Origin of the sequence: Bacillus gaemokensis (assembly GCF_001590835.1) — a bacterium.
Lineage (GTDB): Bacteria > Bacillota > Bacilli > Bacillales > Bacillaceae_G > Bacillus_A > Bacillus_A gaemokensis.
Map to the genome: position 1 here is coordinate 47,847 of NZ_LTAQ01000006.1, position 17,159 is coordinate 65,005.

17 protein-coding genes are annotated in these 17,159 nt (G+C 34.4%); 15 read left to right on the forward strand and 2 right to left on the reverse strand.

The annotated features are described in order from the left end of the window. Positions 1-155 precede the first annotated feature (155 nt). Together AZF08_RS08760 and AZF08_RS08765 are read left to right on the forward strand one after the other, a co-directional pair. The gene (locus AZF08_RS08760; RefSeq protein WP_033675731.1) at positions 156-704 is read left to right on the forward strand and encodes an NfeD family protein; all 549 of its coding nucleotides are present in this window, start codon (positions 156-158) and stop codon (positions 702-704) included. A 12-nt stretch (positions 705-716) separates the two neighbouring features. Further along, complete coding sequence (locus AZF08_RS08765) at positions 717-2,276, forward strand: flotillin family protein (RefSeq protein ID WP_033675730.1); 1,560 nt, start codon at positions 717-719, stop codon at positions 2,274-2,276. Positions 2,277-2,321: 45 nt separating this feature from the next. Here AZF08_RS08765 and AZF08_RS08770 read toward each other — a convergent pair whose 3' ends face one another. Next, positions 2,322-3,122 carry an EcsC family protein gene (locus tag AZF08_RS08770; protein WP_033675729.1) on the reverse strand — a complete coding sequence of 267 codons (801 nt, stop codon included), beginning with the start codon at positions 3,120-3,122 and terminating at the stop codon, positions 2,322-2,324. A 361-nt stretch (positions 3,123-3,483) separates the two neighbouring features. On the opposite strand from AZF08_RS08770, the gene AZF08_RS08775 reads away from it, so the two are divergent. Both AZF08_RS08775 and AZF08_RS08780 read left to right on the forward strand, forming a co-directional pair. Further along, a complete protein-coding gene (locus AZF08_RS08775) occupies positions 3,484-5,088 on the forward strand; it encodes an ATP-binding protein (RefSeq protein WP_033675728.1) in 1,605 nt (534 codons plus the stop codon). After that, positions 5,088-5,780, forward strand: a complete 693-nt coding sequence (locus AZF08_RS08780; RefSeq protein ID WP_033675727.1) for a response regulator — start codon at positions 5,088-5,090, stop codon at positions 5,778-5,780. The genes AZF08_RS08775 and AZF08_RS08780 overlap by 1 nt, the downstream gene beginning before the upstream one ends. Positions 5,781-5,910: 130 nt before the next feature. Here AZF08_RS08780 and AZF08_RS08785 read toward each other — a convergent pair whose 3' ends face one another. Then, entirely contained in the window at positions 5,911-7,218 is a 1,308-nt protein-coding gene (locus AZF08_RS08785) for a CitMHS family transporter (protein ID WP_033675726.1), read from the reverse strand. Between the two features lie 255 nt (positions 7,219-7,473). On the opposite strand from AZF08_RS08785, the gene AZF08_RS08790 reads away from it, so the two are divergent. The 11 genes from AZF08_RS08790 (at position 7,474) to AZF08_RS08840 (ending at position 17,158) form a co-directional block, all read left to right on the forward strand. After that, entirely contained in the window at positions 7,474-7,728 is a 255-nt protein-coding gene (locus AZF08_RS08790; RefSeq protein WP_033675725.1) for a hypothetical protein, read from the forward strand. A gap of 155 nt (positions 7,729-7,883) precedes the next feature. Beyond that, a complete protein-coding gene (locus AZF08_RS08795) occupies positions 7,884-9,158 on the forward strand; it encodes a right-handed parallel beta-helix repeat-containing protein (protein ID WP_033675724.1) in 1,275 nt (424 codons plus the stop codon). Next, entirely contained in the window at positions 9,158-9,676 is a 519-nt protein-coding gene (locus AZF08_RS08800) for a nitrous oxide reductase accessory protein NosL (RefSeq protein ID WP_033675723.1), read from the forward strand. Before AZF08_RS08795 ends, AZF08_RS08800 begins: the two co-directional genes overlap by 1 nt. A gap of 86 nt (positions 9,677-9,762) precedes the next feature. Beyond that, the gene (locus AZF08_RS08805) at positions 9,763-10,575 is read left to right on the forward strand and encodes an ABC transporter permease (RefSeq protein ID WP_033675721.1); all 813 of its coding nucleotides are present in this window, start codon (positions 9,763-9,765) and stop codon (positions 10,573-10,575) included. Beyond that, positions 10,572-11,270 carry an ABC transporter ATP-binding protein gene (locus AZF08_RS08810; RefSeq protein ID WP_033675719.1) on the forward strand — a complete coding sequence of 233 codons (699 nt, stop codon included), beginning with the start codon at positions 10,572-10,574 and terminating at the stop codon, positions 11,268-11,270. The genes AZF08_RS08805 and AZF08_RS08810 overlap by 4 nt, the downstream gene beginning before the upstream one ends. 303 nt (positions 11,271-11,573) lie before the next feature. After that, the gene (locus AZF08_RS08815; protein ID WP_033675717.1) at positions 11,574-12,518 is read left to right on the forward strand and encodes an alpha/beta hydrolase family protein; all 945 of its coding nucleotides are present in this window, start codon (positions 11,574-11,576) and stop codon (positions 12,516-12,518) included. Then, positions 12,491-13,321: an ankyrin repeat domain-containing protein gene (locus AZF08_RS08820; RefSeq protein WP_082246118.1), complete on the forward strand. Its 831-nt coding sequence runs from the start codon at positions 12,491-12,493 to the stop codon at positions 13,319-13,321. The genes AZF08_RS08815 and AZF08_RS08820 overlap by 28 nt, the downstream gene beginning before the upstream one ends. 427 nt (positions 13,322-13,748) lie before the next feature. Further along, a complete protein-coding gene (locus AZF08_RS08825) occupies positions 13,749-14,318 on the forward strand; it encodes a glycerol-3-phosphate responsive antiterminator (RefSeq protein WP_033675715.1) in 570 nt (189 codons plus the stop codon). Continuing rightward, positions 14,311-15,408 (forward strand): ABC transporter ATP-binding protein, encoded by a 1,098-nt coding sequence (locus AZF08_RS08830; protein ID WP_033675713.1) that lies wholly within the window; start codon positions 14,311-14,313, stop codon positions 15,406-15,408. Before AZF08_RS08825 ends, AZF08_RS08830 begins: the two co-directional genes overlap by 8 nt. Continuing rightward, positions 15,408-16,340: a carbohydrate ABC transporter permease gene (locus tag AZF08_RS08835; RefSeq protein WP_033675711.1), complete on the forward strand. Its 933-nt coding sequence runs from the start codon at positions 15,408-15,410 to the stop codon at positions 16,338-16,340. Before AZF08_RS08830 ends, AZF08_RS08835 begins: the two co-directional genes overlap by 1 nt. After that, positions 16,337-17,158 carry a carbohydrate ABC transporter permease gene (locus AZF08_RS08840; RefSeq protein WP_033675709.1) on the forward strand — a complete coding sequence of 274 codons (822 nt, stop codon included), beginning with the start codon at positions 16,337-16,339 and terminating at the stop codon, positions 17,156-17,158. The genes AZF08_RS08835 and AZF08_RS08840 overlap by 4 nt, the downstream gene beginning before the upstream one ends. Position 17,159: the final 1 nt, after the last annotated feature.

Genomic DNA, 17,159 nt, shown 5'->3' on the forward strand with positions numbered 1-17,159 from the left:
GCCTGTCACTATAGGTTCCTCCTGTTCTTTTTTAGGAAGCCTGTCATACAGGTTTTTCTTTAAAGTTTAAATAACTGAAAATTATGAAATATAATTCTTGAAAGAGGTGAGGCATACATATAAGAAGGGAGTATTGAGAAAAAGGGGGATAAGGTATGACATTGTTGGGTTATCCACTTGAAACAATTTATTTATATGGATTTATTATTGCTACCGTGCTTACCGTTATTTATATCTTTTTTGGTGATATATTTGAATCAATATTTAGCTTCGGAGGTGGATCTACATCTATTGTCACGGTACTACTTAGTTTCTTCGCCATGCTCTGTGGTTTTAGTTATATAGGGGAATATTTATTTACATGGAATAGTGTTGTTATTTTTAGTTTTTCTTTCGGCATATCTTTTATTGGCGTGTTTCTGATGAAGATATTGATTTTAAAACCGATTGCAGAAGCTGAGCAAAATACAGTGCAACGTATGGATGAGTTTGTTGGTTGCAAGGGAGAAGTAATTATTACAATCCCAAAGGAAGGCTTTGGAGAAGTATTGGTTTCTTCGCAATTTGGAAATAATGCTATACCAGCTAAGACGATTGGAAAGAAAGATATTGTGCAAGGCACACAAGTCATTATTGAGGAAGTTCAAGATGGTGTTTTGCTTGTACAAAACATCGCTTATTCTTTAAAAAAACCAAAACTATAAGGGGGAATTTGAATGATTCCATTAATTATCGGTGGTGTATTACTCGCGATCTTACTTTTACTTATTTTGGTATTTATTACAAAATACCGCACAGTTGGTCCAGATGAAGCGTTGATTGTAACGGGAAACTGGCTCGGTGGCGGGAAGAACGTTGTTACAACAGATGACGGAAAGAAAATTAAAATTATTCGCGGTGGTGGTACTTTTGTTGTTCCAATTATGCAAAGAGGAGAACCTCTTAGTTTATTAAACTATAAGTTAGAAGTTGGAACACGTGATACGTATACGAAGCAAGGGGTACCAGTTACAGTAAACGGTGTTTCCATTATTAAAGTAGGTTCGACAATTGAGGAAGTATCTACAGCAGCAGAGCAGTACCTAGGAAAAGAAACGGAAGAACTAAAAGTGGAAGCAAAAGAAGTATTAGAAGGCCATTTACGTGCTATTTTATCTTCAATGACGGTAGAAGATGCTTATAGTAATAGAGAGCAATTTGCACAAAAGGTACATGAAGTGGCTTCGACTGATTTGAAAAAAATGGGCCTTCGTATCGTTTCCTTTACCATTAAAGAAATCATGGACAAAAATGGTTATTTAGATGCACTTGGTCAACCACAAATTGCAACGGTTAAGCGTGATGCAACAATTGCGAATGCGGAGCGTGAAAAAGAGGCACGTATTGAAAAAGCACGTGCAGAGAAAGAAGCAAAAGCAGCTGAGTATCAACGTGATGCACAAATTGCTGAAGCTGAAAAGCACAAAGAATTAAAAGTGCAAGCATATAAAAGAGAGCAAGAACAAGCCCGTGCCGATGCAGATCTTTCTTATGAATTACAACAAGCAAAAGCGCAACAAGGTGTTACAGAAGAACAAATGCGCGTTAAAATTATTGAACGTGAAAAGCAAATTGAATTAGAAGAAAAAGAAATTGCACGCCGTGAAAAACAATATGACGCAGAAGTGAAGAAAAAAGCTGATGCAGATCGCTATGCAGTTGAGCAATCAGCGGAAGCAGAAAAAGTGAGACAAATGAAAAAAGCCGATGCAGATCAATATAAAATTGAAGCAGAAGCAAAAGCCCGTGCAGAAGAAGTACGTGTAGAAGGTTTAGCAAAAGCTGAAATTGAAAAAGCACAAGGGCAAGCAAAAGCAGAAGTTCAAAAAGCACAAGGTACAGCGGAAGCGGATGTTATCAGATTAAAAGGTTTAGCAGAAGCAGAAGCAAAACAAAAAATTGCAGAAGCATTTGAATTGTACGGGCAAGCAGCAATTATGGATATGGTTCTTAAAATGCTACCAAGCTATGCAAAAGAACTTGCAAGCCCACTTAGTAATATTGATAAAATTACTGTCGTTGATACAGGCGGCGGTGGAAAAAATAGCGGTGCTGGAAAGGTTGCAGGGTATGCGACTGATTTAATGGCAACGATGCAAGAAACATTAAAGGCATCCTCGGGCATTGACTTAAAAGAGTTATTAGAAGGTTTTGCTGGAAAAGGTGCAGTCCAGCAGGTAGTGAGTGAAAAACCTGTAGTGCAAGTGGTGGAAGAGAAGGAAAAGAGTAAAGAGTAATGAAGAAAGGCCCCTAGTATTAGGGGCCTTTTTTTACATACGTTCTTACTGTATAGGTATCTCAAGTTCATTTTCTGCTAATCTCTCTAATACCCTTCTTTTCTTATAAAGCATTTTTCCTACTTCTGCAATTTCTTCAATTGTTTTTCTGTTTAAATAAGCGCCAAAAATCATTCCAGCAACAGGGATGATCTGAAAGAGCTTTTTCCAACCGTAATTATCGCGGTATACAGTAAACACTTCACGCCATGATTTAATTTGTGACATACTGTCATCATGATTAGCACGAGTATTAAAATATTTTAACTCATGTAGAATGGTTTGTTTTCCTACAATATCAGATGAAGAGAATTGTAAGCATTTTACGATAAAGAGTCTCTCTTGAATATCTTCAGGATTATAGCCATAGCAAATTGCGATTTCTTGTAAAACGTTTAATGACATACCTAAAACAGCTGGAATATCGATTGCTAGAGTGAAAATACCACCAAATCCAGTTGTGGCACCTTGTGCAGTTGCCATCGATTTTCTATTTTCGATGATTTTATCAACGATTGTATCCATCTCAAGTAAAGGGAAGTTCTGGACATCTTCTAAAGAAGTTGCGTTCTCAAATTTTTTTATTGTTGTTTGTGGACGAATTAAATATTTACTTCCGGAGTTGAGGTATTGAATGAGCTCATCTAGTAAAATATTGATTTTGTTATGGATAAACTTTGGAGTTAATTTATCAAGAATTGCAAACGGAATTTTTCCCCATTTTTCAAAGAACCATAGATCCTCTTGATCTTTCTCCCATTTTTCAATAGTTGCAATTTCGTTTAATAAAAATTCTGTGGACTCCATTTCCGACCTACTTTCGTATACTTGTTTCTTTTTATTTTACTGAATTTTTCAGAAATAACAAATAGAATAGAGCGTTCAGTATATGGAATAAGCTTGATATATGAAAATAAATAATGATGAATGTAATTTATTTTTTTAATCATTTTCGGTGATGTTTTTTATGTAAGACGTTCATATTTTATCTGATTTTTGATATAAATATGCATTCTATAAAGAAGTATGAAGTTAGATTTCATAGAAATAAAGTATTACAAGATTTATAATTATAATATAAGTTATTAGTGTTAAGAAAGGAATACTATAGAAATAAAAGACTGTATATTCTTGAAATTTATCTTTATCTAATGTAAGGGGAAAGGTTTTGAAATTTAAACAATTAAAATTACAACCAAGAATTACATTAACCATTGGTACACTCATTCTCGTTGTTCTTGTTTTAACGAGTGTTCTTTTTTACTATATCTTATCTGAAACGGTGGAGGAGCAAATTGGAAAAAGAGCGTTACATGTTGCTAAAACCGTTGCTGCTATACCTGAAATTCAGGAAGCGTTTCAGAAAGAAAATCCATCTGCTATTATTCAGCCGATTGTGGAGAAGGTTAGATTAGAAACAGATGCTGATTTTATTGTGGTGGGGAATAAAGAAGGGATTCGTTATGCGCATCCTGTTCGAGATAGAATTGGAGAAGAGATGGTTGGGGGCGATAACGAAGGTGTTTTAGTAGGTGGAAAATCCTATATTTCAAAAGCAAACGGGACATTAGGTCCTTCATTGCGTGGGAAAGTGCCAATTCGTGATTCCGATAATCGAATTATTGGAGTTGTATCTGTTGGATTTTCGATGGAAGATATCTATGAAGTGGCGGAAGCATATGGAAATAGAGTGTTTTGGATTGCTACATTGGGGGTAGTAATTGGGATAGTGGGTTCCATATATTTAGCACGCAGTATAAAAAAACTAATGTTTGGTTTTGAACCAGAAGAGATTTCATCTTTATATGAGGAACATAGCGCTGTTATTCAATCTGTACGTGAAGGAATTATGGTAATAGATAAAGATGGTCGTATTGGTTTAGTGAACCAAGCTGCTTATGAGATTCTTTCATTGGAAAAAAATCAATCTATAATTGGAGAATCTATTATAAACATTATTCCTAGTTCTTCTATATTAGAGGTGCTTCGAACTGGTGAAGAACAATTTGATCGCCATTTAGATATAAAGGGACAAGCTGTTATTGCGAACCGATTACCTATTAAAGTAAAGAACGTGGTAATTGGAGTCGTTTCTAGCTTTCGTTTAAAGGCGGAGATGGATCAACTGACAGAAGAATTATCTCAATCGAAGCGTTATACAGAGGCACTTCGAGCACAGACTCATGAGTATAACAATCTTTTGTATACGCTCTCAGGTCTTATTCAATTAGAATCATATGATGAAGCATTAGACCTCATACATAAAGAGACTTCAGTATACCAAGATTTTGTTCAGTTTATTATGAAACGTATACAAAATCCTTGGTTAGGTGGCATTTTAATTGGGTTTTATAATAGAGCTAGGGAGCTGAAAATTGATTTTATTTTAGATCGTGAGAGTAGTTTACAGAAGTTGGCTTCTCATATTGATAGTAATCATGTTGTTTCTATTTTAGGAAACTTAATTACGAATGCATTCGAGGCGGTGGAACATAATCTAGAGAATCATAGAGAAGTTCGACTGTTTGTAACAGATATTGGAGAAGAAATTATAATTGAGATTGAGGATACAGGTCTTGGAGTGGAAGATACAGTAATTACATATATATTTAACAGGGGATTCTCTACGAAGCTAGGAGACAAGCGAGGTTATGGATTAGCTAAGGTAAAAGAATTAGTTGAAGATTTAAATGGAAGCATTACGATTGAAAAAGGGGATCTAGGTGGTGCGTTATTTATTGTAGCATTGCCAAAGGAAAGAGGGGAATTGTAGTGTCTGAGGGGATTGAAGTATTAATTGTTGAAGATGATATTCGCATCGCAGAGATTCATCGTCGGTTCACGGAAAAAGTGAAAGGTTTCAAGGTAATTGGGACTGCAACAACGGGGGAACAAGCGAAAGAGTGGCTAGATCTTGTTAAACCGCAACTTGTGTTACTAGATGTGTATTTACCTGATATGCAAGGAACGGAACTGGTTACATATATTCGTCGTAATCTACATGATACGGATATAATTATGATTACCGCTGCATCGGAAGTTGAAGTTGTTCGACATGCTTTACGAGGCGGTGTATCGGATTATATTGTAAAACCACTTATGTTCGATCGGTTTAGAAGAAGTTTAGAAAACTATCAAAACAAAATACAGCAATTAAAACAAAATCAGCAATTGTCGTTAGAACAAATTGAACATTTATGGTTCAAAGGAAATGTGGAAATGAATCAAGATGGATATGCTCCAAAAGGTATAGATCCGTTAACGTTAACTAAAGTTAGAAAGTATGTATCAAAGGTTGGACAAGAAGGTATTACAGCAGAAGTACTAAGCTCAGAAGTCGGAGTAAGTCGATCGACAGCAAGACGCTACTTAGAGTATTTAATTTCTGAAAAGAAGATTTATGCAGAGCTTATATATGGGAATGTTGGAAGACCAGAACGAAGATATTTTCAATTTTCTTCATGAATATGTGATATAAAAAGTAGAGACTGGTATGATCTCTACTTTTTATCGGAAAGAATATCTATTCACTGTATACTCACTGTAAAAACGAAATACCTTTCAAAGAAAGTTCGTCATATCAATCCCTTTAAGGCTATATTGGAATGATGCCTGTAATAATACCAACAAATAGCATCACTAGTGTTGTTCCGACTGCCCAGAGTAAAGTGAAGCGTTGGTGTTCACCAAAATCAACTTTTGCCATTCCAACTAATAAATAAGTAGATGGAACGAGTGGACTTAATAAGTGAACAGGTTGTCCAAGTAGAGAGGCACGACCCATTTCAGCGGCACTAATTCCATAAGTTGCTGCAGCTTTCGTCAAAATTGGCAATACCCCAAAATAAAAAGCGTCGTTGGACATAAAGAATGTGAAAGGCATACTTATAATAGCTGTAATAATAGGAAGTTGCGGACCCAGTGCATCGGGAATAAGGGCAACTAAGCTTTGAGCCATTGCATCTACCATTTTTGTCCCGGATAAAATTCCTGTGAAAATTCCAGCGGCAAATACTAAAGAAACAACCGCGAGCACGTTTCCAGCGTGAGAAGCAATACGCTCTTTTTGTTCCTCTAAACTTGGATAATTAATCATAACAGCAATAGCAAAAGCAACTGTAAACAAAACAGGAAGAGGCATGATCTCCATAATCAAACAAACGAGAAGAGCTACTGTTAATAAGAAGTTAATCCATAATAATTTTGGCCGTTTATAGCTTGGAACTTCTAAAGTTGCAGCTTGTTCATCTATTATTGCCTGTTCTTTTTTTGTATATTGTATATTAACAATGCCTAAGCGCTTTCTCTCTTTTTTTCCAAGGAAGTAAGCAACAAAAATCACCCATATTGCTCCGCCAATCATTGCTGGAATAAGCGGTGTAAATAGCTGTGAAGCTTCAAGACCAAGTGCGCTCATAACCCTAGCTGTAGGTCCGCCCCAAGGCGTAAGATTAGTAACCCCAGCTCCTAACATAACAACTCCGGCTAATATAAGCGGATTCATTTCGAGACGTTTATATAGTGGGTACATTGCAGAAATCGTGATCATATATGTTGTTGTACCATCGCCATCTAGCGAAACAACAATAGTAAGAATGGCTGTACCAACCACAATTTTTAATGGATCACCTTTGACAATTTTTAAGATTTTACTAATAATTGGATCAAATAATCCACTATCAATCATAATTCCGAAATATAAAATGGCAAACATGAGCATAATACCAGTCGGTGCTAATTTCTTAATCCCATCTAGCATCATGGGTCCTACATTTGCATAAAACCCCCCAATTAATGCAAAAATAATAGGAATTAATATTAATGCAACTAACGCTGACATGCGCTTTGTCATAATTAAAAACATAAAGACGAATACCATTATAAATCCTAGTGCAGCTAACATGTAATTTCCCCCTCTAAAAATGATTGCGCTTTCATAAAGTGTCAAAAATTCAGAAAAAACTTTTTTGTTTATCATAAACGATGGGATATGGATGGTAAATAATTAGAAAAATAACGTTATTAAATGCATAATTTTCATTTTGCTCATTTTGTTCACGAGTGTTAGTTTGAATTTTTAAAAATATAATTTGTTTATTACAGGAGTGATAGAATAGATGAGAAAATAGAGAAGAGTGAAGTAGGGAGTAGATTTTGAATGAAAGCAATGATTGAAGAGATTTATAGCCCGTGTAAAGGGAAAGTAGAAGAAATTTTTGTTGATGAATCATCTTACGTATATGAATGGGAAAAACTAATGATGATTCAAAAAAACGATGGTACGGTAGAAGAAATCAAGGTTGGTATAAGTGGACATATACGATCTGTAAATATAGAGATTGGTCAGGAAATTGATGTAGATACATTGTTACTTAAGTTAGAAGATGATTTGTTAATTACTGGATGTGAATGAGAGAAGATGTGTAGAAATTGCTACACATCTTTTTTTATTAAAGGAAATACCATTTATTACAAAAAACACATTATTTTTTCACAAATCTCACACAACTCTTTGATATTCTTCTAAATGAGTAAGTTAATAGAATTTGATAGAGAAGGGAATTACATATGAAAATGATTCGATTTTCTTTTCTCTTATTTTTTGGATTACTCTGTATCCCATTTAGTAGTCATGCTGAAGTGACAATACAATCACAAATTGATGATGCTCCTGTATATGGAACTGTAAAGTTAAAAGATGGTACGTATAATGAAATGATTGAAATATCAAAACCTATTACGTTGGAAGGAGAGAAAAATACGAAGGTTCGTTTTTGTGGTAATAAACCTATTATTGCATTAAAAGGAGAAAATATTACCGTTAAACGAATAAAAGTAGAGCAGTGTAAGAATAAAGAAGGAACAGTCGCTATATATGTTGCGGGAGCTGGGCATAATTTAACTGATTTAGACATTCGTACACAACAAATTGGAATTAAGTTGGAAGATGCTCGGAATACGAAAATCCAGAATAGTAGTATTCAAGGAAAATCTAATGGTAATGGAATTGATTTATGGAAGTCCCATTGGAATCAAATTGACAATATTCGAATGAAAGATGTACGAGATGGGATTTATTTAGAGCAAAGTGATAATAATCAAATCGTGAAAAATTCCATTAGGCAATCTCGTTATGGTATTCATCTTATGTATTCTGATGGTACGACTGTGGTCGATAATTTATCGCAACATAATATAACGGGTGCGATGATTATGGGCACAAAAAAAACGACTATAAAAGGAAATCAATTTATAAATAATAGAAGAAATGTTCATGCGCAAGGATTACTCTTGTATGATTCGATAGAAACGGAAGTTATGCAAAATCAAATTGCTAACAATAGAGTGGGAATTTATGTTGAAAAGTCGAAAGACAATCAGATTATAAACAACGAAGTCATAAATAACTTTATTGGATTGCAATTTAAAAATACGAATGGGAATAAAATATCCGAAAATACCTTTTTAGGTAATGTCAATGAATCACAAGCTACGAAAAGTAAAAATAATGTAATCCATCATAATTATTGGGATGATGCTTTGAAAGTAGATCTAAATCATACAGGCGTCAGTGCATTACCTTATAAGGCTGATTCATTTTTTTTAGTTTTAACGCAAGATGTTCCTGAATATCAGTTATTTTTTCAAGCACCAGGGATGCTTGTTTTACAAAATTTAATAAAAATTCCAGATGAATCGATGTTAATTGATGATAAACCAAGTATGAGTATGCAGTTTTCGAAGATAGCAAGAGCTACAGTAAGTCAATTTGGAGCTTGGATGATTAGTTTAAGTATGTTGCTAGTGGGGAGTATATTGTTCTTTTTAGGGAGGAAGTATTGATGAGGATAAAACATATTGTATTCGTTATGTGTATGTGTGTAGTATTTGCAGTAGTAGGGTGTGGAAAGAAAGATGTTGAACCAGTTGCAATTGATGAAAAAAATGATAAGTGTGATGTTTGTAATATGGCAGTAATGGATAATCAATTTGCGACAGAAGTAATTTTGGAAAATGGACAAGCTTTGAAATTTGATGATATTGGTTGTATGCATAAATGGATGGACGAAAATAAAAATGAAAAAACAAAAGAAAAATTTGTCCGAGATTATAATACAAAGGGTTGGGTTTCATTAGATAAAGCTACTTATGTATACGATAAAACAATTAAAACGCCAATGACGTACAATGTAATTTCTTTTAAAGAGAAAAAAGATGCTGAAAGCTTTGTAGCTAAACATACTGGAAAAGTTATTTCGTATAAAGAGTTAGCCGATCATAAGTGGGAAATGAATAAAGAAATGATGGGGAAAATGAAGAAAGAACATGGGAAAGAGGGCAGCACGGGGCACTCCCATTAATATGAATCATGGGATTATAGCTTACAAATAAGTTGGATAAAAGGCAACCTTAGGCGGTTGTCTTTTTCTATAAAAAGGGTGATGATATGTGGAATATATTATATTCAGAGTGGCGTAGTACAGTAAGAGAAAAGTCTGCATATACATTTTTATTACTCTGGATTGTGATACTCTCTTTATTATTTTTGATGGAACGGAATATACCATCCTTAGCAGGATATACAAATACAACGGGAACAATGTTAAACCTGATTTTATATATTATACCTTTATTTATGCTAATTGCAGGCTCATTTTCAATTGCAAATGAGCTTGAAAATGGAAAATGGCGCCTTCTATGTACGTATCCTTTAGCAACATCTTCATATGTAATAGGAAAGATCACCGGTCAATTTATGGGACAAATTATTATTTTTACACTTAGCTTTGGAAGTAGTGTAATGATTGGATTGTTAAGTGGAAGTATGCTTGAAAGTGGCTGGATACTAGCGATTTATTTATTTTCTGCTATTCTTATATTCTTTTTTTTAGTTTTAGGCATAGCAATTGGTGCATTTTCTTCGACAAGATGGCAAGGGTTAGCAATTTCAATTGCAATCTGGTTTTTACTTATTATGATGTGGCCTACAGCAATAATTAGTATTCTTAATCTTGTTCCATATACGATGATAGCACCACTTATAAAAGTATTCATGTTTTGTAATCCTGCTGAATTGCTAAGAATTATATTTGTTATTCAATTAGGAGGAGGAGCGGTATTTGGTCAACCCTATGATCAGCTTTTGATGTTTTTTCAGAGCGGGGAAGCTTTAGTGGTTTTTTTCGTATATGGTGCAGTCTACACAGTAATCTTCTTGTTAATAGCTGTCTGGCGATTAGAAAGGAGAAGAAACGAATGACGATATTGCAAATCGATAGAATTTGTAAGCAGTATAAAAAGAAAACAGCATTATTTCCTACTTCGCTAAAAGGTAGAGCTGGAGAGTGTATTGTATTATGTGGTGGGAACGGTGCTGGGAAAAGCACGTTTCTTGATATACTAGCTGGAATTTCTTCACCTACATCAGGAATAGTAAAGTTACAAGGGATAGAATTGCATAAAGACAGGAAGCAATATGTAACCGAAATTGGCTATATGCCAGATGATTTTCATGCACAACAAACTATGACTGTACAAGAGTTTCTATCATTCTATGGAGCTTTTCGAAAGGTAGGAAAAGAGAGGATACAAGAGGTAATTACATTAATTGGATTAGAAGGAAAGCAAAGCGAATCCTTACACAGGTTATCAAAAGGAATGAGACAAAGGCTTTTATTTGGACAAGCGTGGCTCGCCAATCCTAAATTGCTCTTATTAGATGAACCAACAAATGGTTTAGATCCGTATTGGGTAAATGAATTTGTTACATTATTAAAAGATATAAAGAGAAGTGGTACAATCATTGTCTTTTCTACACATATGATGGATGTAGCTGCAGAGGTTGGAGATGTGGTGCTCTTTATGAATGAAGGTAAGGTTACAAAAGAGATAAGAAATGATGGGAATACGGAAAAATTGATCTTACAATTATTGAAGCTTCACCGGAAGAAATAGTCCTTCATAATATAATCCAAACAGCTGTTGAATTTTTTTCAACAGCTGTTTGGATTATATACTTGTTCTCGCTTTTGATCATATAGACATAGTATATATTAGGAAGCAAGGAATATGTATGAAGAAAAATACTGCTGTTCAAAGTTTTACTTTATGATGTTTATTACAGGTCTTACACGGCTTTATATATGAGCGATGAAGAATTTCGGATTCCCTAAAAAATTATAGGAAGTTTTTAAATGTACGTAAGAAGAACGATTTTAACTATGATTATTCCTGAAAAATAGTGAGGGGAGAACAAATATGGGGAAAGAATTGTTTGTGACGATTGAAAGTACGTTTACACTTCAAGGAACATTAACAATTCCTACATATTATTCAGAAATATATCCAGCAATTTTAGTAATTGGTGGCACTGGAAAAGGAAATCGTGATGGAAATACAGGTCGCTTACAGTTAAACTTATATAAAGATTTAGCTAATTATTTTACCTCTTTAGGTTTTGCGGTACTTCGTTATGATAAGCGTGGTACTCATAAAAGTAAGGGAGATTATTATGAAGCAGGGGTAACAGATTTTATTGATGATGCTACGTTATGGATCAGATTTTTAAAGGAACATCCTTTAATAGATCCAAAATGTGTTATTATTGTTGGACATAGTGAGGGAGCTTTACTTGCACCAGCTGTCTCTGTAAGGGAATCCGTTGCTGGATTAGTGTTACTTGCTGGTGCAGCGGAGCCATCAAAAGATTTACTTCCAAGACAATTAGATAAAGCGACAATAGAGCTAGAAACAGCACCTGGATTCATTGGCTGGTTATCTAAAGTATTGAAGATTCCAGAGCGTATAAGAACGAAAAATGAAGAGCTTATGAATAGAGTGGAAAATTCAACAGAATCTGTTATGCGTATCAAATGTGCAAAAGTAAATGCAAAATGGCTAAGAGAACAGTTACAATATAATGTAGTTACATATTTAGAGCAAGTATCATGTCCTGTATTAGCAATTACAGGAGACAAGGATATACAAGTACCACCTGAACATGCTAAACTAATTGCTTCATATGTTAATGGTGAAGCAGAGTGGCATATCATTCCGAACATGAACCATATTTTAAGAAATTATGAACATAAGCATACAATGATTCGATTAAGGAAGGAATATAAGGAGCTTATGGATAAATGTATTGAAGAAGAGTTATTACATGTAATGAAGGAATGGTTAAAAAAACATTATCTTTCATAGGAGCTGTAGTTGTGAGGAAACAAAAATTTTTATTATTTATGTTATTAGGACTTTTAATGATGATAGTAGCTTGTGATAAGCAAGAAGAAGCTGAAACGAAACCAGTTCACGTGAAAAATGAAAAAAAACACGAGAAGAAGCAGAAGGAAAAAGAAGAAAAAGAAGAAGAGAAGAGTATGAACTTAATGGATAAGCAATTATTGCTTTCCGCAACGCTTGGTGATACAGAAACGGCTATGAAGTTGATAAAAGATGGAGCAAATATAAATGTAACAGGTGATCAAGGAGAAACACCAATCATGGCAGCGACGTATCACAATCATGTCGAGACAGTAAAAGCATTGATTGAAGCAGGAGCTGATATTGAATTACAAGATAAAAAACAAGATAATCCGTTTCTTTATGCGAGTACAGAAGGATACGTTGATATTGTGAGGTTAACGATTGATGCAGGAACGAATACAAGGGAAATCAATCGTTCTGGTGGGACAGCACTTATTCCAGCAGCAGAGAGAGGACAAATAGAAGTTGTAAAAGAGCTATTAAATCGTACAGATATTGATGTGAATTATAAGAATGATCTTGGCTGGACAGCATTGTTAGAAGCAATTGTGCTTGGCAATGGTAGTGAAAATCATAAACAAATTGTTCAGCTACTGATTGGTCATGGAGCAGATGTGAACATGGCTGATCGTGAAGGGGTTACGCCTCTGCAGCATGCAGAAAAACGAGGATTTAAAGAAATTATTAATATGCTAAAGGTAGCAGGCGCAAATGAAATAATAAAACAACCGACAGAATAATATAGATTATAAAGAAGAAAGACAAGGGCTCAAAAGTAATGAGCACTTGTCTTTTTTTTGCAGATGACTCTAATCATCCATTAACAGTTTAAGAGTATACTGTTATATTGCTTCCGAAGTAATCCATTTTCTATGTCCATATTTTGTTTAATTGTAAAAAAAATACAAAGAATATTAACGTGTGATTAACACCTTGTTAACAAATCATCAAAACTAACTTAATAAATGAGTAATATAGTAAAGGTAACAAAATAACTAGGGTAGAGAACATTTGAGAACACCCACTTACATAAAACAATCGGTCTATCTTTCTTAAATGGGCTCTAGTTTATAGAGTTTGTTTAAGAAGGAGGTTGTTCTATGTAAGTTGGTGTTTTTGATTTGATTATATGTGTATTGATGATATGTAAAAAGTTGGAGGGGCGAAATGTTTAAAGAACCTTACATCGCAATGATAAAAGATTGGAAAAAATATAAGACATTTAAAAGTTTACCTAAGACTGTTTTTCTTATGACGGGTTCAATGCTTGAATTACCAGAGCATGTTTATGAATTACAGAAAAATGGACATGATGTATTTTTACATTGTGATTTTATACAGGGGCTAAATACAAACACGGAAGAAGCGCTATTATATATTCACGAAGTAATTGGCGCTCAAGGTATTATTTCAACGAAAGGTTCTACCATTCGAAATGCTAATAAGATTGGATTAAAGACCATTCAACGCATTTTCGTTGTAGATACATTATCTCTCACAAAATCAATCGAGAATTGTAAATTGACAAGGCCAAGTGCGGTGGAAATCATGCCTGGTATTATGCCTTCCATTATTAAGAAACTAGCAGAGAAATTAGAGTTTCCTATTATTGCAGGTGGATTAATTCAAACGAAAGAAGACGCGGAGATTGCGATTCATGCAGGAGCAAGTGCGATTTCAACAAGCCATTGTGAAGTATGGTTACAAGAGCAAAAGGGGGTGCAAACTGATGATTGAATTAAGAAATGTGTCAAAAGTTTATAAAAATGCAAAGGAAATAGCAGTTGAAGATGTGTCGGTGCAGATTCGAAAAGGAGAGTTTTTTGTTCTAGTCGGCCCTTCTGGTTGTGGGAAAAGTACGTTATTGCGGATGATTGCAGGTCTAGAAGATATTACTTCTGGGGAGTTGCTTATTAATGAAACTGTTGCGAATAATTTAGATCCTAAAAATCGAAATCTATCAATGGTATTTCAAAATTACGCTTTATATCCACATTTGTCTGTAGAAGAAAATATTCTATTTGGCTTAAAGATACGGAAGGTTCCAAAAGCAGAACGACAAAAGCGGTTAATAGAAGCGGTGGAGATGGTAGGTCTTAAAGAATACGTGAAAATGAAACCAGGTCAATTATCTGGTGGCCAAAGACAACGTGTTGCACTGGCGAGAGCGATTGTTAGCCAAGCGCCAATCTGTTTAATGGACGAACCCCTTTCTAATTTGGATGCAAAATTGCGTGCTCAAATGCGCATTGAAATTAGAGAAATTCAACAACGATTAGGTATTACGATGGTTTACGTCACCCATGATCAAATTGAGGCAATGACTATGGGAGATCGCATCATGGTTTTAAATAAAGGTAGTATACAACAAGTAGGAACGCCCCTTGATATATATAATCATCCTGCAAATGAGTTTGTTGCAAGTTTTATAGGTTCTCCTTCTATGAATATCAATGATGGAGAAGTTGCTAAAGAAATGGGTACATTACGCGTTGGTGAATTGCAAATTCCACTATCTGTAAGACAATTAAAACTGTTACCAAAAGGGAATCTGCGTCTAGGAATTCGTCCTGAACACATCGTATTAGCCGAGGATGGACAAGAAGTTACATTGCAATCTGTTGAAGTATTAGGAAATGAATCAATTTTAAATTTTATAGTAAATAAGAAAATATGGAGTGCAAAAGTAATTGGACAGCTACTTTTGAAAAAAGGTGACAAAGTAAAATTACTATTTCCTAAAGAGAAATTATGCTTCTTTCGTAATGATACAAATGAAAGAATTCAATTAGTAACGGAAGAAGAGTTGAAGGTGGTGGCAAAATAATGATTGGGATAGGGAAGATACCAGTTCAAACTAGCATTTCGAGAAAGAAAGCACTATGGAGTAGAACGAGGGATTTACGAACAGGCTTATTATTTTTAGCACCATCTATTTTATTGTTTGCAGTCTTTCTTTTTTATCCATTATTTCGGACGATGTACTATAGTTTCTATTTAACAGATGTTCATGGAGAGGCTAATTTATTTGTCGGACTTGAAAATTATCAATATTTATTTTCGGATTCAAGTTTCTATCAAAGTGTAAAGTCAACTGTATTATTTGTTTTATACACAGTTCCAACTAGTATTCTATTTGCTTTATTTCTGGCATTAATTGCAAATGAAAAAATAAAAGGGATTGGATTGTTTCGCGTTTTGTTTTCTTCAACAATGGGGATTTCAGTAGCGGCTAGTGCAGTTATTTGGTTGTTTTTATTTCATCCTAGTGTAGGTTTATTCAATAACATACTAGGTGCTATGAATCTGCCAGCAATTGCATGGTTAACAAGTCCTGACTGGGCTTTATTTTCGGTATCTGTTACAACAGTCTGGGTAAATACAGGGTTTGCGTTTTTAGTTATATTAGGTGGTTTACAAAATATTGATCCAGCTTTATATGAGAGTGCATCTATTGATGGTGCTAGCTATTTACATAAACTTCGCCGCGTTACATTACCGATGTTATCACCAACTTTATTTTTTATTATAACAGTAACTTTAATTAGCGCATTTCAAAGCTTTGGACAAATCGATATTTTAACACATGGTGGACCAAATGATGCAACGAATCTAATCGTATATTCCATCTATAAAGAAGCCTTTGCAAATCATCAATTTGGTACAGCGAGTGCACAGGCGATGGTATTGTTTATTTTTATTTTCGTTGCTACATTACTCCAATTTAAGTTTACAGAGAGAAAGGTGCATTATAAATGATCGTTAAAAGATGGAAACAACATGTCCTTTTATATACACTGCTCATTATTAGTGCAGCTATGGTCTTTTTCCCAGTTCTATATGCATTTTTGTTAGGTTTTATGACACCTGAAGATATTCAAATGAGAAGAGTGTTTCCAACACAATTTACATTCGATAATTTCGTACATATCTTTCAGAAAGTACCGCTGTTCTCTTATTTATACAATAGTTTTATTGTGTCTACAGTAGTAATGATGGGACAACTTGTTGTGTCAAGCTTAGCAGCCTATGCATTTGTATTTCTTCATTTTAAAGGAAGAAATTTCATTTTCTTTTTATTTATTTCAACGATGCTTATTCCGTGGGAAGCAACCATGGTACCAAATTTTTTAACAGTACAACAGTTCGGATGGATTAACACATTTACTGGAATGACAGTACCATTTTTCGCAACTGCTTTTGGTATTTTCTTATTACGCCAACATTTTATGACACTTCCAAATGAGTTGAAGGAAGCAGCTTTTATTGAGGGAATCGGGCATGTGAAATTTTTATTTCGCATTGTCATTCCATATTGTAAAACGAGTTTTATTACGCTTGGTGTATACAGCTTTTTAACAACGTGGAATATGTATTTATGGCCACTTCTTGTCACAAATGATGAAAGAGTGAGAACTGTACAAATTGGTGTGAAGCAACTTCAATCTCAGGAAGTTGCGACAGATTGGGGCAGTGTGATGGCTGGTGTTACTGTTATTGTTATTCCAACTTTAATTTTACTATTTTTAGGACAGAAACAACTGCAACAAGGATTAACAAAAGGTGCAATTAAATAAG